Origin of the sequence: Salipiger sp. PrR007, assembly GCF_010499845.1 — a bacterium.
GTDB lineage: Bacteria > Pseudomonadota > Alphaproteobacteria > Rhodobacterales > Rhodobacteraceae > Salipiger > Salipiger pacificus_A.
Map to the genome: position 1 here is coordinate 15,589 of NZ_JAAGOZ010000009.1, position 21,320 is coordinate 36,908.

Below are 21,320 nucleotides of genomic sequence, written 5' to 3' on the forward strand. Positions count from 1 at the left end.
TATCCACAGGCTTCACCGCTGGTGTGGTGCGGTGCAGTCTTTTCGTTTCTTTCTCGTTTCCTTTCCTTTCAGCGGGAACGGAAACGGGCCAAAAAAGGGGAACGCCCACGTCTGGACGTGGAGAAACACGGAAAATTCCGTGCTCTTTCCGTTCCGTTCTGTGATTTTTCCGGAATATTCTGTGACGGTAACAGAATATCACGGAACATCAGCACCCCCATCATCGCGACATCTCCAGCTGGAATTCATCCAATGCCTGTCGCACGAGCGGCTCCCGGCGCTGCGCGTCGGGGTAGTGCTCCTCGAGCCATGCGTTGAAGCGCTCAATGAAGCCAGGTGTGCGGACCAGCTGCCCCGCACCGATCCGCGTCTCGATCATCTCCCGAAGGTCTTTCAGGCGCTTGGCGAGACGGCGTTGGTCAGCCTCGACGAGGTTCTTCTTTCGAGACTTCAAGGCCTCAAGCGCCACTTCCTGCACGATCGGGTGGGCGTACCTGATCTCGCCATTGTCGCAGCGCACGAGGTGCCAGTTGTGGAGAGGATTGATTTCCCGCTCGCAGAGCTGACGCCACCGGTCGAGGCTGACACCTACCGTGTCCGCCAGCAGCCGCTCATCAGTCGGCAAGGTTCCGACAGGAGACTCGTCGTGAGCCTCGCAGATCAGGAGGAAGCCAAACCAGCCGACCTCAGGTTCTGCGAGCCGCCGGAAATTGCTCTTCCGCCAGCGTTTAAGGTTCCACTGGATGAAGAAGTGCGAGTCGAGCCTGTCGTCTGCCGAGATCGGATACTCCGGCAAACCATCAGTATCGACTGGCCGCAAAGCGCGCTGAATGACCATTAACCTCTCCCCGTGGAATAAGCCTGAGCCTGCAGTATCCAGAAGCCGGACATCTCAAGCTCGAGCGCATATTTCGCTGCGCCGAAGGCAGCCTCATCACCGGCCCGGCGCGCAGCGATAACCTCGCGCGCGCGGCCATGGGCCGGGCCGATCTCGTCCCCAGGCATCGCCAAAGGGTAGTCGTCGAGCGCATCGCTCAGCGTCTTGATGCTGTCTTCGCAGATCTTCATGCCGCCCTTGCGCAGGGCGAGGGAGGTTGCTGCACTCAAGAAGGAGGCACGGCTGGGCCCGTTCATGGCGCTGCCCTCCGCATCTCTTCTGCTACGAGGGGCTCGAGCATGGGAAGCAGTCGCGGGTCCTGCGGAGTCAGGGCGAAGGCGTGGCGCGCCGCCCGGATCAGCATGGCGCGCTGCGCGGTATCGGTCGGCATTTCCTCCGGCGCGGTCGCTTCGGAGAGCTCGACCTCTGGAAGCGCCCTGTTCACGGGCAACCCGTATTCCCGCCGCCAATGACCGACGACAGTGGTGGTCGCGTGGAGGCGCTCGGAGAGTTCTTGGTCGGTCAGCCCCTCGGAGTGCGCCACGCGCATCTCCGCCTCGGTGAATGCTTGCGGCCCCGGCCGACGCGCACCATCAGCAGCGCGGTTCCGGACCAGACCCAATTTGGCGCGCCGCGGCCTGATAGTCGATAGCTTCACGCCGAAGACCTCGGCCATCTGCGCATCCGTCTTTCCCGCCGCATGCAAGCGCCGCAACTCATCGTCATCGACCTTGCTCGTGCACGTGCGCGGCACTCGCGCAAGCCCGAGCTTCGTGCGTATCCTGAAGACTGTCGAACGCGCGCATCCGAGGCGGTCGGCGATCCGCTGGTCCGTGAGCCCTTCGCGCCAGAGCGCCGTCAAAGTCCTCTCAACAAGACGCCCGGCCTCGTCAGCCTTGTTGGCGCAGAACTTGTTCTCGGCCACCTCGAGGCGGCGACGGGTAGCTCCGACGAACTCGACCGTGCACCCGAGCTTGCCGGCGATCTCGCTATCGGTCATGCCATCCCGCCAGAACTCGAAGATCGATTTTTCACGGCCTGATAGACCCGCTACGCTCCCCATTACGCCGCACCCCGCCGCGAGACGATGATGCCCCTCGCCGCCAACAGCATGGCGACCGCCTCGTCGATCTCGCGAACCGCATCTTGATCCGACTTTGGGGAGGCATTCACCGCGGCATGAAGGATCGACGAAAGCGCCTCACCGTTCTCCTTGGCGACGTGGCCGCAGTGGGTAAACAGCGAGGTTACGCCGCCTCCGACCTCGACGGGCTGGAAGACACCGCCGGCCAACCCTGCAAAGTGCTGCGCTAGGGGAACCGCTGCGGCCGGGCATTCCATGCCCAGCCGATGCAGGTAGTTCACACCCAGACCGCCCGGGCGATCTTCGTTGTCCTCCATCCCGTAGGACAGGGTCGAGCCACGAATGCCGAGGAAGTCCGCCACATCCTTGTGACGCTTGCCGGTCGCCTCGACCGCCTCGCAAACCGCGTTCTGGATCGTGCCGTACGTCTGCGCTCTCATGTGAAGGGCCTCGTTTTCGTTTAGCTGGAAGGACTTGGCAACTCGGTGCAGGTTCGGGACCATGGAACGAGTGCAATGTTCAGTGAGTGGTGGCGTTCAGGTGCAGCGCGGGCAGGACCAGGGAGGAGGAAGAACCCCCGCCCGCGCTGCGGCCCGGCACGAGGGGCGCCGGGATGCAATTTTCGATGGCAGGAGCTTGAAAAGCCGCGAACCGGCGCAAATGTCTCTTGCACTGGCAAGTCATTACGAAGCCTCCTTCGAAGGCACGGACACCCAAGACGCGACCGGGACTTTTCCACCAGTTACACGCTCTATGGTCGCCGCCCTTGCCCACGAAGGCATTGCACCGTTCAGCCATCGATTGACCGTCGGCTGCGATACTCCTACGGCGTCAGCGAATGCTCGCTGCGTCATCTGACTTTGTTTAAGAAATTGAGCGAGAGTTGCCATGACGCAGATATACGCCCAGCGTATTAGTCGGTCAATCCGTCCGGCGAATAATTATCCGCACATGGGACTACCCATGCCTGAGCCCTTCTGTGACATAGCAAGCATGAAGAACCTTAAGCGCATAAGGACTGCTCGCGGACTGTCCCAGGCAAAGCTGGCAGAGCTCGCGAACGTCAAGCAGGCAACCATCTCGCGCATCGAGAGCGGAACGAACAATCCGTCTCTTGCGGTCGCCGATCAGATCGCAAAAGCCCTCAATGTCAGCACTGTCGAACTTTTCGGCATCCCCGAGCTGGAGCAGCGCTTTCTTGAAGCGTTCCGGTCAGCAAGTCCCGAACGTCGCGCCGCCCTCCTGACCCTTCTCGAAGACAACCAGGGCTAAGATCAGTCGATTCGCCCAGCTCCAGGAAGCGTAGTGCGGCCAGTAATTGCTGACCGTAGTCATTACCCATGTACTCATCCCCAGTCGCATGTTCTGCATGTGTTCTACCATAGTGACCCTAAGGTAGCTGTATTTATTTTCCAGTTTATACGCCAGACGTATTGACCAGATCATACGTCAGGCGTATCACGTCTCCCATGCCGCACCGAACAGGCCCCTCAGGCTGATCGTGAGGCAGCTATTAGGGAGACATCACAGATGGATCATTTTCAGCACCGCCTTGAACTGCTCAAGCGCGCGATCCGCGAGGGCAATCGCTCCGCGGCCTCCGCCCGCGCTGGCGATCTGGCCGACATTTTCGCGGCACCCTCTGACGACGGCAGCGGCACACCCCCGCCCGCACTTCCCAATATTCCAGCTGCTCTCATCGGGGAGAGCAGGCCATGACAGTAACCGCCCAACATGAGCCGCCTCTCCTGAGAGTTGTGCCGAATCCCCGCCGAACAATTACCTGCCACCGCTCAGAGCGAAAAGGCCCGCAAGGGGTGACCCAAGGTAATTCCATGCATTTTCATGCAGAGGTTGCAGAGAGATGAGGGTCGCCTTTCGCCCCATCCAGGCACGCCCATTCCGCCAGTACATCGTGATGCGGGATGGCCGTCGCCACACAGCCCTCGTGGACATGCCAAGCCCCGACGCGGCGCGCTTCTGCGCGATCGTGCTGGACCTCGAATTTCGCCGCGCCAAGCGGCGACCCAACCGGAGGATCAAATGAGCCATCCCAGCAATATCATCCAGATGCCCGGCCTCGGGCGCCAGCAGCGCCGCGCACAAGAGGCAGAGCTTGCCACGGCGCTGGAGCGCGCCCAGCCCGCGATCATCGCCGCCTGCGCCCGCGCCAAAGGCCTGCGCACCGCCCATCGCACCCGCCTGCTGCAGCAGGCCTTCGGGCCGCGACCGACGGGAACCGCCTGAGCCGCCGTCGGCCCCATGGCCGGCGGCATCCAGCAAGGGCCCGCAAGAGGCCCGGCGCGGAGAGAAGATGAAGCGGACGACGCCACCACTCACGGACCGCCGAATTCCCTCACAGGACCACGCCAACTGGATGCCGCCCGCCATGGGGCCGACCCACCGAATGCAGGGCATGAGGCCCGCATCCCCCGCCGCCAAGTCTATCCCGAGTGCACTCCCCCAGCACCAAGGCGGCGGGGGCATCAATTTCGCTAGGAGAACCGCCGTGATGACCAACAAGAAGCCGCCCGCCCAGATCAACCCGCCCGAGCAGCACGATCCGTTCAAGATGCGGACGCTTGAGCAAATCCTGATGCTCTTCGATGGCGGCGAATTCTTGGGCGAGGTCATGACCGGCCACCAGAAGCTCATGCAGGACCTGCTCGAGCACAACGCCCAGCACGGCTCCAAAGGCTGCAACGGCACCATGACCATCCAGCTGAACTACGCCGTAGGCAACGCGGGCGATGTCGGCATGGGCGCCACCGTCACCTTCAAAGACCCCAAGAAGCCGCCGAGCAGCGCCGCCGCGTACATCAACGATGCGGGCGAGCTGACGCTCTACAGCCCGATGATGGCGCGCATGAACCAGCCGGTTCGCGAGGCCACCAACTACGACCCCGAGACCGGCGAAGTCCGGGACATCTGACCACACCACCCACAAGGAAACGACTATGACAGAAGCTGTCACCCACACGCTGCAGAACCCTGCCGAGACCATGCGGGACATCCTGCAGGAGATCGGGCATCACGACCTGATCGAGACGCCGACCGAGATCCACCTCGGCAAGGCGCACCTGATCACCCTGCCCGACGGGCGGAAAGTCAGCGACCTTACAGACAAGCTCCGGGAGGCGGCTGGCTACCTTAAGCCGCTGCGCCGCGCTGGCACGGCCCGCCTCGACGATCTCGACAGCCTGATCGCTTGGACAAAGCGCTTCCAGGGCGAGAACTCCGTGCTCTTCGCGAAGCCGGACATGCAGAAGCCGACGCTCACCTGCATCGCAGACTATCACCTTGAAGGCCCGGCCCAGCCCATAGCACCTGCCGGCGACCCGACGGCGCGGCACTGCCATCACCGGGCGATCTACAGCTTCCCCCTTTCGGAGGAATGGAAGGACTGGATGCGCATCTCCGGCCAGCCGCTCGACAAGGACGAGATGGGCGAATTCATCGAGGCCCACGCCAAGGACATCATGGACCCGACGCCGGCTGTCCTCGGTGGCACCATCTCGGATAAGAACGAGCCCTGGGAAAACCGGCTGATCCAGACCGCCCAGAAGATCGAAGGGCGCTTTGGCCAGCTCTCGCAGCTGCTCGCCATGTCCCGCCGCTTCCAGGTGCACGAGACCAGCGACCTGACCGTGAAGACCAACCGTGACACCGGCGAATCCGAGATCCAGTTCCTCAACGAGCACAAGGGCGCGGACGGCAAGCCGCTCAATGTCCCGAACCTCATCACCATCGCGATCCCGGTTTTCCTGAATGGCGCGCCTTATCGCCTGCCGGTTCGCTTCCGCTATCGCAAGGCCGGCGCCTCGGTGAAGTTCATCCTCACCATCTACAACCCTGAGAAGGCTTTTGAAGCAGCCTTCGACGAGGCCGTCGCCACCGCGCGCGATGCGACCGGCCTGCCGATGTTCCAAGGCACCCCCGAAACCTGATCCAGCCGCCTTTGCCAGCGCCCCGACCGCCGGGGCGCTGAGATGGACGACTGTGGAGAGACGATATGACGATGACCCCAGCAGACCTTTCGCGCATGAGCAAACGCGCGCATCGCAAGTCCGCCGACCTTCCGACCCTCGCTCGCGAGCAGGAATACGAGGGTAATGGCCTGCGTGACCGGCTCAGCTCCGAGAATCTCGCCGACGCGCGCCTACCGGAGGGCTGGTGGGCAGCTCTGCTCATCGCCGCAACGCTGGTCACCGGCGGCGTGTGGGTGATCTGGAATAGCCTTGACATGCTCGCCGCCGCGATCCGCGCCGCCGCGGCCTATCTGGCGGGGTGGCTGTGATGCTCGACATCTCCGACACCCAAGCCATCGACACCGAAGACAGCCGCTCCGCCATGGGAGAGATCGACACGCTCACCGACGTGCGGGACCGAGCGCGCCAGGAAGCCAGCGACCTCAGCGAGACCCGTCTCGGCATCTTGTATGCCGCAATCGCCAGCGTGGCAGAGGACAGCATCCGCAGCCTGCGCAGGGCTGCTAAGGCGGCGGAGGCATACTGATGCGCGACACCTTCGACTTCCCCGAGCTTCCCGACCGCGCCTTCACCGGCCTGCCGCTGATCGTCGACAGCTTCGCCGGCGGCGGCGGAGCCAGCACCGGCATAGAGATGGCGCTTGGCCGCGGGCCCGACATCGCGATCAACCACAACCCGGCGGCGCTGGCGCTGCACGCGGCGAACCACTCCGAGACACTGCACCTGTCCGAAAACGTCTACCGCGTCGATCCGCTCGACCACCTCGCAGGCAAGCACATCGGCCTCATGTGGTTCAGCCCGGACTGCAAGCACTTCAGCAAGGCCAAGGGCGGCAAGCCGGTGGCGCGCAACATCCGCGATCTCGCGTGGATCATCCCCGGCTGGATCGAGCGCATCCAGAAGAGCGGTGGGCGCGTCGACGTGGTGCTGATGGAGAACGTCGAAGAGTTCGCGGGCTGGGGCCCACTGATCGAGACCGACCGCGGCCTGATGCCGTGCCCGGCGCGCAAAGGCGAGACCTTCGCCGCATGGTGCAAGGCGATCCGCAAGCTCGGCGGGAAGATCGAGCGCCGCGAGCTGCGCGCCTGCGACTACGGCGCCCCGACGATCCGCAAGCGGCTGTTCGTCTGCATCCGGTTTGACGGCCAGCGCATCGTATGGCCAGCGCCCACGCATGGCGCGCCGGACTCGGACGAGGTTAAGTCGGGCAAGCTGCAGCCGTGGCGCACCGCGGCGGAATGCATCGACTGGTCGCTGCCCTGCCCGAGCATCTTCGACAGCAAGGCCGAGATCAAGGAGAAGCACGGGCTGCGCGCCGTGCGGCCGCTGGCGAACAATACCCTCGCCCGGGTGGCCAAGGGGCTGCGCCGCTATGTGCTCGACGCCGAGCGTCCCTTCCTGGTCAATCTAACCCACGGCGCGCGCACCGAGGATCTCGACGATCCCCTGCGCACCGTGACCGGCGCGAACCGCGGCGAGAAGGCCCTTGTTACCCCGTCGCTGGTGAGCATCGCCCACGGCGACAGCGGCGGCCGCCGGGAATACCCGCTGACCGAGCCGCATGGCGTGGTGACCGCGGGCGGCATTTCGCATGCCGTGGTCGCGCCCGCGCTCGCCACCTACTACGGGCACGGCGAAGGCCGCGGCACTCGCGCTGCCACGCTTGGCGAGCCCCTTCGGACTGTGACCTGCGAAAACCGGCACGCGCTCATCGCCCCTTCCATCGCCAAGTTCATGACCGGCGCGACGGGAAGCGACATCGCGGCACCGCTGCCCACGGTCACCGCCAACAGCTACCTCAAGCGCCCGGGCGGCGCGGCACCGCTCGGCATCCTCGCACCACTGCTGGCCAGCTTGAAGGGCACCACGCGCCGCATGGGCCCCGTGGCGCAGCCTCACCCCACCGTCTGCGCCGCGGGCAATCACAGCGCCGTCGTGGCGCCGGTGCTGACCTATGCGCAGCAGGGCGGCCGCTGCCGGTCGATCGAGGATCCGCATCACACGATCTGCGCGAGCAAGAAGGACCAGAACAGCGTAATCGCCGCGACCATGGTGCATGTCGGGAACGGCGAGCGGAAAGGCCAGGCGCCTCGCGCGCTCGACATCACCGCGCCGCTGAACACCGTCGTCGCCGGCGGTGTGAAGCAATACCCGGTCGCGGCTTACCTCGCCCAGCAGAACAACGACCTGCGGGGCGTGCACCCGGGCCGTCCCGCCAGCGAGCCGATCTCGACCGTCACGAGTTCCGGCAGCCATCAGACACCTGTCGCCGCATGGCTGGCCAAATACTACGGCACCGGCGACGGCGCCCCGGCACATGGGCCGATGCACACGGTCACCACCAAAGACCGCATGGGCCCGATGCAGGCCGAGGTAGCCGCCCCGCCCTTCGACGAGGCGCACGCGCCGCGGGCCCGCCAAGTGGCCGAGCTGCTGCGCGCGCACGGGCTCTGGGATGACCGCGAGTTCGTCACCCTCGAGATCGGCGGCACGTCCTTCGTCATCGTTGACGTGGGCATGCGGATGCTCACCCCGCGCGAGCTCTTCAACGCGCAGGGCTTCCCCTCCGACTACGTGATCGAGGGCGTCTGGCGCGAGGAAGGAGGCGAATGGGAGTTCGAGGCCTTCCCGAAGGACGTGCAGGTTTCCTGCGTCGGGAATAGCGTCTGCCCGCCACTGGCCGAGGAGCTGGTGCGGGCGAACTGCGCGCACCTGGTCGAAGCTCGGGAGGTTGCCGCATGAGTGGCGTCGCCCACCAAATGCCCCGGATTGGGGGGACATTTTCCAAACCGGGGCAACTGGTAATACAAAAGTTCTGTCTTCAAAAGTTTGCCCTTCCTCTCAGAACCGGGGAAATTCCGGCTATCTGCACCAAGAGGTCTTCGGGCTCGTCAGTCCACTCACGGACCTCGTTCACGCTGCGTCACTTTCTTGCCTCAGTCGAGAGGGCTCATCCCCAGATTGCTAAGATTCCTGTGGATAACAACCGCCGGAAAATCCGCTCTCTAGATGTCGTGGGAGTGGCAGCATGACCGTCTACGTCGACGACATGTACCGCACCGAGATGGGCCGCTTCCGGCACATGAAGATGAGCCACATGATCGCGGACAGCACCGACGAGCTGCTCGACATGGCTGACCGGATCGGCCTGAATCGGAAATGGCTGCAGATGGCCGGCACCGCTGACGAGCACTTCGACATCGGCATGGGACTGCGCGCCAAGGCGGTCGCGGCCGGTGCGGTCGAGGTCAGCATGCGCGAGCTCGCGATGAAGTGCCAGGCGCGGAGGTCACCACCATGACCGACCTCCTAACCGCCTTCGTCATCATCTGCGCCGCGATCCGCCCGGGCCACATGCTGATGAGGCTCCCCGCCGCCAGAGCGCGCCGCCGGCGCATCCAGCAGTTCTATCAGTCCAGCTAAGCCACTTGCCAACATAGCAAGGCGGACGCGGCCACACGAAGCATCTGAAGAAGAGCAAGCGACCGACCAAAGAGCCCTCTCCCACAGCTGCCTTGAAGTCGGGGAAGCGGGCCGCGTCCAAGTCAATGAACAGAACGAGCGCGGATATGTTCCCGCGCCTCAAGAAACCGGAGGCACCATGTTTGCAGGCATAGAGATCATCGCCGTAAAGCCCGGGACCGAGATCGAGCACGAGGGCGAAAAGCTCACCGTGACCGAGACCAACGCCGTGCAGCTCGGGAGCCGCTTGTACATGACCGAGGTGCACGTAACCGCACTGAAGGCGCACGCAACGGTGAAACCCGCAAACTCAGGAGATGCCGCATGACACTCGCTCGTGACTTCGCGCCGCGATTGATGCCGGCCGCGCAGGCCGCGCATTACATCGGCGTGTCGCTCTCGAAGCTGCGCGACCTGCCCATTCCCCGTAAGGTGCTGGACGGAAAACGCCTCTATGACCGCATGGACCTTGACTCGTATGCGGACGGCCTCGCTACAGAGGGAGAGGTTGAGAATGGAGGCTGGTGAGATGCGCCTGAAATACCCAGGACTGGTGCCGCGACGGAAGAACGGAAAGATCGTGGCATGGCGCGTCCGCGTCGAGGGTGATCCCAATCAGAAGATCACGCTTCCGTTCGGGCCGGAGAACCCGGACTTCCACGCGCACTACCGCTCCGCCCGCGCTGGCGTGAAGCTCGCCTCCCCCGAAGACGTGTCGCCCGAGCGCGGGACGATGGGCTGGCTGATGAAGGCCTACCTCGACCACCTCGAACGACAGGTGAAAGCTGGCCAGGCGTCTCCGCTCACCCTAAAGGAGCGCAAGAACCTTGCCGCCTTCGTCCTCGGCCAGGAGAGCGAGCAGAGGAATTCCCGCGGGCGCGAGTATCGCAGCCTTCCCCTGACGATCCCGGCCGCCGAGCTCGAGGCCTTCAAGGACCGTATGGGCGCTACCCCCGGAAAGGCGCGCAACGTCTGGAAGCTGCTGACCGCCACCTACGACTTCGGCATGTCGCCGGCTCGCGGCTACTGCTCGGTCAACCCGGCCCGCGCCGTCGCGAAGCCGGCCTACAAGAGCCAGGGCGGCGCCACGCCATGGACGATCAAGGATCTCGAAAAGTTTCGAGAGACGCACGTGCCGGGCACGTCTGCGCACCTCGCACTGACGCTTTTCATGTTCACTGCATGCAGGATCAGCGACGCGGTGTGGATCGGTAGGGACCAGGAGGAACGACACGGGGGCGCCATGTGGCTTGCCTGGCAGCCGAACAAGAAGGGGTCCCGCTTCGTACGCCTGCCCATCCTAGCGCCGCTGGAGCGCGCCATCAGAGTGCAGAAGGTCGTCGGGCCGTCCTACCTCCTGACAGCGCACGGCAAGCCATTCGCGAGCCCTGAGGCGCTCAGGAACCGGATGAAAAAGTGGGTGATCGAGGCGGGACTCCCAGAGGATCGATCGTCGCACGGGATTCGGAAGGCTGCAGGGCATCTTCTCGCGCTCCACGGCGCGACCCAATACGAGATCATGGCAGTGCACGGACACGCGAACGCAGCGACCTCGCAGGTCTACACAGAGACCGTCGAGCGCATGCGACTCGGCGAAATGGCGGTGTCGAAATTGGCCGGTATGGAGTGGTGAAGGGGACAACGAAATGACAACGCAGCCCGGAAAACTTGAGGCAAAGAAAAGTCGTAACCTATACAAAGTTGGTCTGCTGGTAACGGTTGGCTACTTCGCACTGCTGATACTCACAATCGCAGCTCTTAGCCATCTCGGCTGGTTTGAATGGAAGAAGATCAGCTTGAACGAGGTCGGCGATTTCTTGGCGGGCGCCTTCAGTCCCGTCGCGTTCTTCTGGCTTATTTTGGGGTTCCTTCAACAAGGCCACGAGCTTCAGCTTCAAGTAGCAGAAATGGCGAACTCGGTCTCCCAGCAGAAGGAGATGGTCGATGTGTCTCGTGCAGTTCTGGAACACGAACGCACACAGGCCGAACACCGGCAACTCACTGAGATGAAGCGCTTACAGCCGAACTTGCATATCCGCATCGCCAGCAAATCTGGGCTCTCACTTGATGCTGGCAAGCTGGGCCCCGAAAATCGGCCCTATAAGTACAGCCTAACAACGAAGAACGCTGGTGCCCGCGTTCTGGATGTTGAATTTGAATTGCTCCCAGTTCCTCAGACGATGCACAACACCCAGTACTCGTTGATTGAGTCCGGAGCAGAAATTCAACTGGAGTTCACCTGCATCGGACGGGACGCCCCGCTTCCTTCAGACCTAATTGTTCGATGCAAGAACGACATCGGCCATCTCTATCTTCTTACGTACCATGTGGTCCGCAGAGGTCATTTTGATTTAAAGGCGATGGAATTGCTGAGTTACGACCCCCAAGATTTAGATAGAACAGCCGATCGCGGAAATCAGAACGCACAGAACTCGCCAATGTGAAGGATCGGGTTGAAGCTCGGCTAGCTGACGACTAGCCGAAGTGGACCATGACTGATCTCAAACAGAGATCGGATTGATTTTTACTTTAAAATCAGTAACATAATTTTATTATTCAAGTCCTGCCGGGCCTACCAGATCACCCAAAATCCTTCGTCAGGACGCCTAAGGCGACCCTTTCCTCGCATCGCCCTGACCTCGTGAAGGCCCCCGCCCAAGCGGTGCAAGCCAAGCAAGCCGTCCGGCCTCGGCGGCCGCACGACGTTAATCTTTTTCAGCACTGCACGCTCAACCGCGACCATTACGCGGACAACGCGGGTACTCGTACTGCTCTAATCAACAATCCCTGACCATCGCGGCGAATTTGACCCATTTGCGCCACAGTTCAATCACAGTTTTTCCCCGTCCCTCATCTAGTGATTGGTTAACCAAGATCGCCAAGGCCGGCTCCTGCGGCAGCTTATGGCGTCGAGCAGTTTACGTGAGTGAGAAAGGGTACCCCATGCCGGATCGTCTCGACCGTCACCCAAAGATGAACACCTCTTTTCTCGGGATCCTCGGCGTTGTTCTGATCACGGCGACCGCCGCGGCGATCTTCGGCGTGCGCTGGCAGGCGCAGGAATACCAAGTGCAGTTGCAGCGCGAGTTGGGCCTGCGCGGTGCCCAGGCACTGGCGCAGACCTTCAACAAGGCCATCAGCCGGGAATGGGACTCGCTGCGCGCCGTCGCCTCCCGCACCGCCTATGCCGAGCCTGCCGAGATGCAGGATTTTGCCAATGCGGTGGTGCGCGCCGGCGGACAGATTGCCTGGGTGGGCTTTGCCTCCCCCGACGGGGTGATCATCGCGGGCTCGCGCGGCGAACGCATGGGCGAAGACGTCTCACAGCGGAACTGGTTCCGCGCCGGTTTCAGCGGCGAGACCGTCGGCACGGCCTATACCAAGAACGAGGGCACCAACGAGGAGATCAGCCTCATCAACCTGTCGATGCCGGTGAAGGACAGCTTCGGCAACACGCAGGCTGTGGCGGTCTACAGCGTGCGCATTTCCTGGGTCGCCGACTACATGGCCGAGGCGGCGCAAGAGCTCGAACTCAGCGCGCTCATCCGCGACCGCAAGGGGCAGACGCTGGTTGACACGCGGCCCGAGGCCGGCAGTGACCTACCCGCCCGCGTCGAGGGGTTGATCCTTGCCGGCCGGCCCGATGCCGACCGCACGCGGCTGCATCGCAGCGACGCCGGGCACCTCTATGCGGTGCTGCCCAATTTCACGCTCAACTCCATGCCGGGCTTCGGCTGGACGCTGATCGTCGATGTCCGCGAAGACAGTTTCGGGGCGGCCTTCCCGCAATTCGTGAAGAACGTCAACATGATCCTCGCCGCGGTCGGGATCAGCGTGCTTGCCGCAACGCTGGTGCTCTTCCACTACCTCACCCGGCCCTTCCAGCGTCTCATCCGCGCCGCGACGGCGCTGGCGGACGGCCAGATGGTCTACCCGCGAGAAGAACAGAGCACCCGCGAGAGCATGCTCCTGTCGGCGGTGCTGGCGCGCCTGCAGACGCAGATTCAGTCGCTGCGCGCCAAGCCCTAGGCCCGGCGCACAACAAGGCTTGGGATCAGGCGCAGCGTTCGGTCGCTGCGCCTTTTTCCTGTCCGAGCACCTCGGCGGCGATCTCGAAGCTGCGCAGGCGCGCGGCAGGATCGTGGATCATGCCGGTGAGGATCAGCTCGTCCGGCTGGTAGCGCGCGATCAGCGCCTCGAGCTCCTCGCCGACCTTGTCACGATCACCCGCGGCCGAGACGCTCAACGCCGAGTTCGCCGCCGCAAGGAAGCGCGGGTCGGTCTGCGCCGAGATGTCGCCCACCGGCCGCGGCAGCCGCCCCGGGCGCCCGGTGCGCAGGTTGATGAAGGCCTGCTGCTGCGAGCTCTTCAGCCGGATCGCCTCTTCGGTGGTCTGCGCCGCCCAGACGTTGGCGGCCAGCATGAAGCGCGGCTCTCGGGTGATGCCGGGCTGGAAACGCGTCCGGTAGACCTCGATGGCCTGTTCGAGCGCATCGGGGGCAAAATGCGAGGCGAAGGCATAGGGCAGCCCGAGATGCGCGGCGAGCTGCGCGCCGTAGAGCGAGGAGCCCAGCATCCAGACCGGCACATGGGTGCCCTCGCCCGGCACGGCGATCACCGACTGGGTCTCGTCGGCTTCCTGGAAATAGCCCAAGAGCTCGATCACGTCCTCGGGGAAGCGGTCCGCGGCGGTGCTCATGTTGCGGCGGAGCGCCATGGCGGTCACCTGATCCGAGCCCGGCGCACGGCCAAGGCCCAAATCGATCCGCCCCGGGAAGAGCGTTTCGAGCGTCCCGAACTGCTCAGCGATCACCAGCGGCGCGTGGTTGGGCAGCATGATGCCGCCCGCGCCGACGCGGATGGTCTTGGTCGCCGCAGCCACCTGCCCGATCACCACCGCCGTCGCCGCCGAGGCGATGCCGCGCATGTTGTGGTGCTCGGCGAGCCAGTAGCGCTGATAGCCCCAGTCTTCGGCGTGGCGCGCAAGGGTGATCGTATTGGCCAGTGCCTGCGCCGGGGTGCTGCCCTCGGGCACCGGCGAGAGATCGAGAAGGCTGAAGGGAATGCGGGTCATGCGGCACCTCTAGGTCGTGTTGGTGCCAGATATAGGAGCCGCCTCCCCGCAGGGTCACCCTGCGCAGACGCACAAAGGAGCGCCTCCCCTGTGCGCCTGCACAAAGACGACGCTCTGCGCCCGCGCAAGTTTGGTCAGCGCGCGGCCATGCGGATCGCCCCGTCGAGACGGATCACCTCGCCGTTCAGCATCGGGTTCTCGACGATATGCTGCACCAGCGCCGCGTATTCCGACGGGCTGCCGAGCCGCGCCGGGAAGGGCACCTGCTGGCCGAGGCTGTCCTGCACCTCCTGCGGCAACCCCTGCATCATCGGCGTCAGGAATAGCCCCGGCGCGATGGCGCAGACACGGATTCCCAGCGCGGCCAGATCGCGCGCCATCGGCAGGGTCATCCCCACCACGCCGCCCTTCGAGGCCGCATAGGCCACCTGCCCCACCTGCCCCTCATAGGCCGCGACCGAGGCCGTGTTGACGATCACGCCGCGATTGCCATCGGTATCCAGAGGCGCGTTCTTGGCCATCAGCGCCGCCGCCTGCGACGCGAGGTTGAACGTTCCGGTGAGGTTGATGGCGATGGCCTTGGCGAAGAGCGCCGGGTCATGCGGCTCCCCGCGCGACACGGTCTTGGCGCCCGGCGCGATGCCCGCGCAGCTCACCGCCACGTGCAGCGCGCCCTCGGCCTCCATCACCCCGGCCAGCGCGGCGGCTATGCTTTCGGGGTTGGTCACATCGGCCTCGATGAACCGCCCGCCGATCTCCTGCGCCGTGACCGGGCCGCGCTCGGCGTCCCTGTCGAGCAGCGTGACCTTAGCGCCAAGGCCTGCCAGCCGCGCCGCCGTCGCAGCCCCGAGGCCCGAGGCACCGCCCGATACCACGGCCACGGTTGTTGCACCGATCTGCATAAAACTCCTCCCGATTTATCCTCGGGGCGGAGTTGAACCGCAGCGACCACGCCGCGTCCAGCGCAGCGGCACGGAACGTTGCGTCAGGGCAGTCTCAGACCGGAGGCCTGCGCTCCGCCGCGTCGAGCACCGGCGTGCCGAGCGCACCGTAGAGGATCATCACAACCGCCCGGCTCGGCGCCTCGCGCAGCGCCTCGCCCAGATCCGCCACAGTCGAGGAGACCATCCGCTGACCCTCCTTGCTGACGTTCTCGGCCATCAGCGCCGGCGTCTCCGGCGGCATGCCGGCGGCGATCAGGCGCTCGGCCAGCTTCGAGAAGGTACGCCGCCCCATGTAGAGGCAGGTCACCGCCTCGGGATCGGCGAGCGCTGCCATGTTCATCTCTTCGGGCAATGCGCCGGTCACGTCATGGCCGGTGACAAACTGCAACCGGCGCGCTGTGAGCCTGCGAGTCAGCGGCATCGCGGCCGCCGCAGCCGCGGCCGAAGCCGAGGTCACACCCGGCACCACCTCGAAGGGCAGCCCCGCCTCGGTCACCGCGGCGATCTCTTCCTCGAGCCGCCCGAAAATGCCCGCATCTCCGGATTTCAGCCGCACCACGTGCTGGCCCGCCAGCGCGTGCTGCACCAGAAGCGCGCTGACGAATTCCTGTTTTGGCGAAGGGCAGCCTGCGCGCTTGCCGACGGCCACCATCTCGGTGCCCTCGGCGCAAAGATCGAGGATCGGTCCCGAGGCAAGGTCGTCGTAGAGCACCGCATCCGCCTTCTGAAGGCACTTCAGCGCCCGCACGGTCAGCAGGTCGGGATCCCCGGGACCCGAGGAGACGAAACTGACAAAACCGGGCATGGGGCCTCCGTATGCGGCGTAAGCGGTGCGCCCCGTGCTACGCCGCCGGAGGAAGCGGTGCAAGACGTCCCTGTTGCGCCGGCAGCCGGCCCCCGCCAAAGGAAAACGCCCCACACCTTTCGGCACGGGGCGTCGAAATTTCAAGCTGTGTCAGGAGATCACAGGCGCGAGGCCACGTTTTCCCAGTTCACCAGGTTGTCGAGGAAGTTCGCCAGGTACGCCGGGCGCTTGTTGCGGAAGTCGATGTAGTAGGAGTGCTCCCACACGTCGCAGCCCAGAAGCGCGGTCTGGCCGAAGCAGAGCGGGTTCACGCCGTTCTCGGTCTTGGTGATCTTGAGACCACCGTCGGTGTCCTTGACGAGCCAGGCCCAGCCCGAACCGAACTGGCCGGCGCCTGCTGCCGAAAACTCTTCCTTGAACTTGTCGAAGGTGCCGAAGGACTCGGTGATCGCCTTCTCGAGCTCGCCCGGCATGGCGTTCTCGCCCGGGCCCATCATTTCCCAGAACTGGCTGTGGTTCCAGTGCTGCGAGGCGTTGTTGAAGATGCCGCTCTGGGCAACCGCGCCGGCCTCATAGGTGCCTTTGACGATCTCTTCCAGCGACTTGTCGGCCCATTCGGTGCCCTCGACCAGCTTGTTCAGCGTGGTGACATAGGCGTTGTGGTGCAGGTCGTGGTGATACTCCAGCGTTTCCTTGGACATGCCCTTGGACGCGAGCGCATCGTGAGCATAGGGAAGATCGGGAAGTTCGAAGGACATATGCGTTTCCTTTCGCCTGTCGGTGAGATTGCCATTATTCCTAGACCTGCCATCGGCGAGGTCAAGCGAAGTATGGTGTACCATTGCACTCAGGGCTGTGCGGACAGCTCTTCGAGCGGCTGCGCCTCGCATCGGCCATCTGCCTGAAACACCGAATCAAATCCCGCCGGGATGGCGGTGACCGTGGCCCTGCCGCTCGCCTTGTCGATGCTGGCGCGATAAAGCATCTTTCGAGTCTGCTGCGCGTTCACGCCGACGGGGTAACTCCAGGTAAAGCTGATCCGATCGGCGGTCTCGGAGGCGCGCTTGCCAAGCACCGGCAACCCGGCGTTGTGAAAGAGCGCGATGGGATCCGAGATCACCACGCGCCCCGTTTCGGGATCATGGGCGATGAACAGGATCGGCGGCACCCAGCGCTGGCTGTAGGGCACGTCGAGTTGGCACAGGTAGCCCACGGACTGCTTGGAGACCAGTTGGCCCGCTATGGGTTCCTCGACCGCCAGCAAGAGCCGCTCCGGCACCGAGTCCGCCGCCACCGACGCCGCCGGAAGCGCAAGGCCCAGGCAGAGGGCAACGGACCGCGCAAATACTCTCATCCGTTCGCCCCTTCCTGAAACGTCGCCGTGGCCGACGCTACGGGTGCCGGGCTCCGGGTGCAATGCGGGGCGGCTCAGAAATATTCGAATTCAGGCGCATTTCGCGCCGCGCCGCTCAGCAGCCGGAAGGCGTAGTCTGCCACGGACCGGAAGCAGAAGACCTCAGCCTGCTCGGCCGAGAGCACGTGGATCGCAGCCGCGACCTGGGCGATGCGGGTGCGGCGGAGGCTTCCGACGGGCAATGCCGAGGGCGAGACGTCGGCGGGCGTCAGTCGCGCCAGCGCCTCGCGCATCTGCGGACCCTCGATCCGAAGCCGCACCCGCATGTCCGACACGTCCTGCACCAGTGCGAACACGGTCTGCCGGTCGAGCTCGGCCTGAAGCTGCGGCGCGGCGCTGCGCGCGTCGCCATAGGGCATGAGCAGCAAAAGCTCGTCCGGCGACATCCACAGCAGCCCGCGGGTGTCGCTGCCGCTGGATTGCCAGACGCCCGGAATCCGGCAGCCCGCCAGCGCCTCGACCGGCGCGGTGAAGGCGGGATCGGAAAGGTCGCCACGCAGGGCGATCATCCCCGTCGGCCCCTCTTCGCGCACTGTCAGCGCACCTTGGGAGACCGCGCCCATCAACGGGCTCATCGGCTCAAGACTGGATTCAGGCATCGTTTCTTGCCCCCTCGGGATCGTAGAAGACCGGATCGACGATCGTGGCCTTCAAGGTCGTCTTCGCCTCGTCGGCCGCGTCGTAGTCGTCGGTGGTGAAGGTGAGCTCCTCGCCCATCCGCTGCGGCCCGTCGAGCACCAGCGCCATGGCGATGCCCCGACCCAGAGTGGGCGAGAAGTAGGAGGAGGTCACCCGCCCCTGCGTGTTGCGCTGACCGTTGGCGTTCTTGCCCGGCGCGAGAGCGAGCGCGCCGGTTGGCAGCACGCCGCCGTCGGGCGTCTCGAGGCCGACCAGCTTCCAGCGCTTCGGATCGGCCATGTGCACCCGCTCCTGCGCGCGCTTGCCGAGGAAGTCGTCCTTCTTCTTCGAAAGCGCCCAGCCGAGGTTCAGATCCTGCGGGATCACCGTGCCATCGGTCTCGTCGCCGATCATGATGAAGCCCTTCTCGGCCCGCATCACGTGAAGCGCCTCGGTGCCATAGGGAGTCACATCCCATTCCGCGCCCAGTTCGAGCAGCCTTCCCCAGAAGGCGCGGCCCAGATGGGCGGGCACCGCGACCTCGTAGCTCAGCTCTCCCGAGAAGGAGATGCGGTAGACCCGCGCCGGAAACCCGCCGAGCGTGCCTTCGGCGAAGGTCATGAAGGGCAGCGCTTCTTTCGAGACGTCCATCCCGCCGAGCTTTTCCAGAAGCCGGCGCGCCTCGGGGCCGACCACCGCGACCTGCGCGTATTGCTCGGTCACGTTAGCGGTGTAAACTCGCCAGTCAAACCATTCACATTGCAGCCAATCTTCCATGTGAGCATGAATCCGGTCGGCCCCGCCCGTGGTGGTGTGGCAGAGCCATGTGTCCTCGGCGAGCCGCACGACGACGCCGTCGTCCATCAGGAAGCCGTTTTCACTGCACATCAGCCCGTAGCGGCACTTCCCGATCGGCAAGGTGCTCATCATGTTGGTGTAGAGCATGTCGAGGAACCTGCCTGCGTCCGGCCCTTTCACCACGATCTTGCCCAGCGTCGAGGCGTCGAGCAGGCCAAGGCTCTGGCGGGTGGCGAGGATCTCGCGGTTCACCGCCATCTCGGTGGTCTCGCCGGGACGGCGATAGCAATAGGGTCTGCGCCAGTGACCCACGGGCTCCCATTGGGCACCATTGGCGTCGTGCCAGGCATCCATCGGTGTGCGGCGCAGGGGCTGGAACAGCTCGCCCCGCGCCTCGCCGGTGATCGCGCCAAAAGAGATCGGCGTGTAGGGCGGCCTGAAGGTGGTGGTGCCGACCTGTGGAATCGCCTCACCCAATGTCTCAGAAAGCACCGCAAGACCATTGATATTGCTGAGCTTACCCTGATCCGTTGCCATACCCAGAGTGGTGTAGCGCTTGGCGTGTTCGACGCTTTCGTAGCCCTCGCGGGCGGCAAGCTGGAGGTCCGAAACCTTCACATCATTCTGGTAATCCAGAAAGGCCTTCATCCGCAGGTCGGGCGTCGCCTTTGCGGGCACGATCCAGAGCGGCATGAGCGCTGCCTCCGGTTCAGACTCTCCGACCGGTGCCCCTATTTGGCCAACCTCACACCCAACCTTAAGAGCGACGTTTTTCCCTGCCTTTACGGCATCTTCAAGCACGTTCCTCAGAGGAAACTCGCCATTGGTCGAGCCCGCCACGACGACCATGGGCGAGCCATCGGCGCCGGTGGGCGCGCGCTCGGGATCGGGACGGAAGAAAGCCCCCGGCTCGTCCCAGCGAAGCTTGCCGCCGCAATGGGACCAAAGATGCACCACCGGCGACCAGCCGCCCGACATGGCCACCGCGTCGCAGGGGATGTCCTCGAGCACGTTGCCCATCCCGTCCGCAAGGCAGCTGTGCACCGTTCGCACCCGCTTGCCGCCGCTGACCTTGGCGATGGCACGCCCGGGATCGACGCGGATGCCGATCTCGCGCACCCGCTCCATCAGCTTGCCGCCGCCCATGGGCCGTGCATCGAGCACGCGAACCACCTCGACACCCGCCTCGTGGAGCACCAGGGCCGTGCGGTAGCCATCGTCGTTGTTGGTCAGCAGAACGACCCGCTGGCCGGGCGTCACGCCGTAGTTGACCACGTAATCGCGCATCGCCGAGGCCAGCATCACCCCCGGCACGTCGTTGCCGGCAAAGCTGAGCGGACGCTCGATGGCACCGGTGGCGGCGACGATCTGCTTTGCCCGGATCCGCCAGAGCCGGTGACGCGGCCCGATGGTGCCCGGCGCGTGGTCGGTCAGCCGCTCGTAGCCAAGCACGTAACCGTGGTCCTGCACCGCCGCGCCCATGCAGCGCACAACGCGGCGCAGGTTCGGCAGCGCGTCGAGTTCCGCCAATGTCTGCGCGATCCAGGCTTCGGGCGTCATGCCGTCGATCGTGCCGCCATCCACGGGCGCCCGCCCGCCCCAATGCGCGGACTGCTCGATCAGCAGAACCTGCGCACCGCTCTCGGCCGCCACTTTCGCCGCCAGCAGCCCGGCCACCCCGCCGCCGACCACCAGCACATCGACATGGGCATGGAAATGCTCGTAGCTGTCGGAATCGCGGCTCTCCGGGTGCGGTGCCTTGCCAAGCCCCGCCGCACGGCGAATGAACGGCTCGTAGAGGTGCTTCCAGAAGGCGCGCGGCCAAAGGAAGGTCTTGTAGTAGAAGCCCGCCGGCAGAAAACGCGACAAGGCCGCGTTCACCGCGCCCACGTCCTGCTCGAGGCTCGGCCAGCGGTTCTGGCTTTCAGCGGTGAGCCCGTCGAAGAGCTCGGTGGTGGTCGCGCGCTGGTTCGGCTCGAAGCGCGGTCCCCCGCCGAGCCCGACCAGCGCGTTCGGCTCCTCCGCGCCCGAGGCGATCACCCCGCGCGGGCGGTGGTACTTGAAGCTGCGCCCCACCAGAAGGTGGTCATTGGCGATCAGCGCCGAGGCGAGCGTGTCGCCGGGATGGCCGCTCATCGCAACGCCGTCGAAGGTGAAACGGATCTTGCGGGAGCGGTCGAGAAAACGGCCGCCCTTGGCCAGACGGGTGCTCATCTGCTGGACCTCGTGCGGGTGTGCCCGGTGTCACATCCCTT

At 64.7% G+C, this 21,320-nt stretch carries 27 protein-coding genes; 15 read left to right on the top strand and 12 right to left on the bottom strand.

The window, feature by feature from the left end; all coding sequences use genetic code 11:
* Positions 1–220: 220 nt before the first annotated feature.
* From G0Q01_RS01765 to G0Q01_RS27255, 5 genes are all read right to left on the bottom strand, one after another.
* Complete coding sequence (locus G0Q01_RS01765) at positions 221–838, bottom strand: hypothetical protein (protein WP_164212970.1); 618 nt, start codon at positions 836–838, stop codon at positions 221–223.
* The gene (locus tag G0Q01_RS01770) at positions 838–1,134 is read right to left on the bottom strand and encodes a hypothetical protein (RefSeq protein ID WP_164212971.1); all 297 of its coding nucleotides are present in this window, start codon (positions 1,132–1,134) and stop codon (positions 838–840) included. The genes G0Q01_RS01765 and G0Q01_RS01770 overlap by 1 nt, the downstream gene beginning before the upstream one ends.
* A complete protein-coding gene (locus G0Q01_RS01775; protein WP_164212972.1) occupies positions 1,131–1,877 on the bottom strand; it encodes a helix-turn-helix domain-containing protein in 747 nt (248 codons plus the stop codon). Before G0Q01_RS01775 ends, G0Q01_RS01770 begins: the two co-directional genes overlap by 4 nt.
* A 62-nt stretch (positions 1,878–1,939) precedes the next feature.
* On the bottom strand, positions 1,940–2,401 hold the full coding sequence (locus tag G0Q01_RS01780) for a hypothetical protein (RefSeq protein ID WP_164212973.1): 462 nt from the start codon (positions 2,399–2,401) through the stop codon (positions 1,940–1,942).
* A 243-nt stretch (positions 2,402–2,644) separates the two neighbouring features.
* Complete coding sequence (locus G0Q01_RS27255; protein ID WP_164212974.1) at positions 2,645–2,851, bottom strand: helix-turn-helix transcriptional regulator; 207 nt, start codon at positions 2,849–2,851, stop codon at positions 2,645–2,647.
* Positions 2,852–2,954: 103 nt separating this feature from the next.
* On the opposite strand from G0Q01_RS27255, the gene G0Q01_RS01790 reads away from it, so the two are divergent.
* The 15 genes from G0Q01_RS01790 (at position 2,955) to G0Q01_RS01855 (ending at position 13,441) form a co-directional block, all read left to right on the top strand.
* The gene (locus G0Q01_RS01790) at positions 2,955–3,233 is read left to right on the top strand and encodes a helix-turn-helix domain-containing protein (RefSeq protein WP_164212975.1); all 279 of its coding nucleotides are present in this window, start codon (positions 2,955–2,957) and stop codon (positions 3,231–3,233) included.
* Positions 3,234–3,491: 258 nt separating this feature from the next.
* Positions 3,492–3,680, top strand: a complete 189-nt coding sequence (locus tag G0Q01_RS01795) for a hypothetical protein (protein WP_164212976.1) — start codon at positions 3,492–3,494, stop codon at positions 3,678–3,680.
* A 324-nt stretch (positions 3,681–4,004) separates the two neighbouring features.
* Complete coding sequence (locus tag G0Q01_RS01800; RefSeq protein ID WP_164212977.1) at positions 4,005–4,208, top strand: hypothetical protein; 204 nt, start codon at positions 4,005–4,007, stop codon at positions 4,206–4,208.
* Positions 4,209–4,473: 265 nt separating this feature from the next.
* The gene (locus G0Q01_RS01805) at positions 4,474–4,893 is read left to right on the top strand and encodes a hypothetical protein (RefSeq protein WP_164212978.1); all 420 of its coding nucleotides are present in this window, start codon (positions 4,474–4,476) and stop codon (positions 4,891–4,893) included.
* A gap of 25 nt (positions 4,894–4,918) precedes the next feature.
* Positions 4,919–5,908: a DUF2303 family protein gene (locus G0Q01_RS01810; protein WP_164212979.1), complete on the top strand. Its 990-nt coding sequence runs from the start codon at positions 4,919–4,921 to the stop codon at positions 5,906–5,908.
* Between the two features lie 65 nt (positions 5,909–5,973).
* Entirely contained in the window at positions 5,974–6,258 is a 285-nt protein-coding gene (locus tag G0Q01_RS01815; RefSeq protein ID WP_164212980.1) for a hypothetical protein, read from the top strand.
* Complete coding sequence (locus G0Q01_RS01820) at positions 6,258–6,476, top strand: hypothetical protein (protein ID WP_164212981.1); 219 nt, start codon at positions 6,258–6,260, stop codon at positions 6,474–6,476. The genes G0Q01_RS01815 and G0Q01_RS01820 overlap by 1 nt, the downstream gene beginning before the upstream one ends.
* Positions 6,476–8,692 carry a DNA cytosine methyltransferase gene (locus G0Q01_RS01825; RefSeq protein WP_164212982.1) on the top strand — a complete coding sequence of 739 codons (2,217 nt, stop codon included), beginning with the start codon at positions 6,476–6,478 and terminating at the stop codon, positions 8,690–8,692. Before G0Q01_RS01820 ends, G0Q01_RS01825 begins: the two co-directional genes overlap by 1 nt.
* Before the next feature lie 286 nt (positions 8,693–8,978).
* The gene (locus G0Q01_RS01830) at positions 8,979–9,251 is read left to right on the top strand and encodes a DUF4031 domain-containing protein (RefSeq protein WP_164212983.1); all 273 of its coding nucleotides are present in this window, start codon (positions 8,979–8,981) and stop codon (positions 9,249–9,251) included.
* Positions 9,248–9,373 (top strand): hypothetical protein, encoded by a 126-nt coding sequence (locus G0Q01_RS27025; protein WP_255455524.1) that lies wholly within the window; start codon positions 9,248–9,250, stop codon positions 9,371–9,373. The genes G0Q01_RS01830 and G0Q01_RS27025 overlap by 4 nt, the downstream gene beginning before the upstream one ends.
* A 178-nt stretch (positions 9,374–9,551) precedes the next feature.
* Complete coding sequence (locus G0Q01_RS01835) at positions 9,552–9,740, top strand: hypothetical protein (RefSeq protein WP_164212984.1); 189 nt, start codon at positions 9,552–9,554, stop codon at positions 9,738–9,740.
* Positions 9,737–9,940: a DNA-binding protein gene (locus G0Q01_RS01840; RefSeq protein ID WP_164212985.1), complete on the top strand. Its 204-nt coding sequence runs from the start codon at positions 9,737–9,739 to the stop codon at positions 9,938–9,940. The genes G0Q01_RS01835 and G0Q01_RS01840 overlap by 4 nt, the downstream gene beginning before the upstream one ends.
* Before the next feature lies 1 nt (position 9,941).
* Complete coding sequence (gene xerC / locus G0Q01_RS01845; protein WP_164212986.1) at positions 9,942–11,045, top strand: tyrosine recombinase XerC; 1,104 nt, start codon at positions 9,942–9,944, stop codon at positions 11,043–11,045.
* A 13-nt stretch (positions 11,046–11,058) separates the two neighbouring features.
* On the top strand, positions 11,059–11,856 hold the full coding sequence (locus G0Q01_RS01850) for a hypothetical protein (RefSeq protein ID WP_164212987.1): 798 nt from the start codon (positions 11,059–11,061) through the stop codon (positions 11,854–11,856).
* Positions 11,857–12,355: 499 nt separating this feature from the next.
* Positions 12,356–13,441 carry a cache domain-containing protein gene (locus G0Q01_RS01855; RefSeq protein ID WP_108965351.1) on the top strand — a complete coding sequence of 362 codons (1,086 nt, stop codon included), beginning with the start codon at positions 12,356–12,358 and terminating at the stop codon, positions 13,439–13,441.
* Positions 13,442–13,466: 25 nt separating this feature from the next.
* Here G0Q01_RS01855 and G0Q01_RS01860 read toward each other — a convergent pair whose 3' ends face one another.
* The 7 genes from G0Q01_RS01860 to G0Q01_RS01890 form a co-directional block, all read right to left on the bottom strand.
* On the bottom strand, positions 13,467–14,486 hold the full coding sequence (locus G0Q01_RS01860; RefSeq protein WP_164212988.1) for an LLM class flavin-dependent oxidoreductase: 1,020 nt from the start codon (positions 14,484–14,486) through the stop codon (positions 13,467–13,469).
* A gap of 134 nt (positions 14,487–14,620) precedes the next feature.
* Positions 14,621–15,388 (bottom strand): SDR family NAD(P)-dependent oxidoreductase, encoded by a 768-nt coding sequence (locus G0Q01_RS01865; RefSeq protein ID WP_108965346.1) that lies wholly within the window; start codon positions 15,386–15,388, stop codon positions 14,621–14,623.
* 94 nt (positions 15,389–15,482) lie between these two features.
* Positions 15,483–16,235, bottom strand: coding sequence for a uroporphyrinogen-III C-methyltransferase (cobA, locus tag G0Q01_RS01870; protein WP_164196503.1), 753 nt, complete (start codon positions 16,233–16,235; stop codon positions 15,483–15,485).
* A 158-nt stretch (positions 16,236–16,393) separates the two neighbouring features.
* Entirely contained in the window at positions 16,394–16,993 is a 600-nt protein-coding gene (locus G0Q01_RS01875; protein WP_108965342.1) for a superoxide dismutase, read from the bottom strand.
* Between the two features lie 89 nt (positions 16,994–17,082).
* A complete protein-coding gene (locus G0Q01_RS01880; RefSeq protein WP_164196504.1) occupies positions 17,083–17,589 on the bottom strand; it encodes a hypothetical protein in 507 nt (168 codons plus the stop codon).
* Positions 17,590–17,663: 74 nt separating this feature from the next.
* Positions 17,664–18,248 carry a sarcosine oxidase subunit gamma gene (locus G0Q01_RS01885; protein WP_164196505.1) on the bottom strand — a complete coding sequence of 195 codons (585 nt, stop codon included), beginning with the start codon at positions 18,246–18,248 and terminating at the stop codon, positions 17,664–17,666.
* Positions 18,241–21,279, bottom strand: a complete 3,039-nt coding sequence (locus tag G0Q01_RS01890) for a sarcosine oxidase subunit alpha family protein (protein WP_164196506.1) — start codon at positions 21,277–21,279, stop codon at positions 18,241–18,243. Before G0Q01_RS01890 ends, G0Q01_RS01885 begins: the two co-directional genes overlap by 8 nt.
* Between the last annotated feature and the right edge of the window lie 41 nt (positions 21,280–21,320).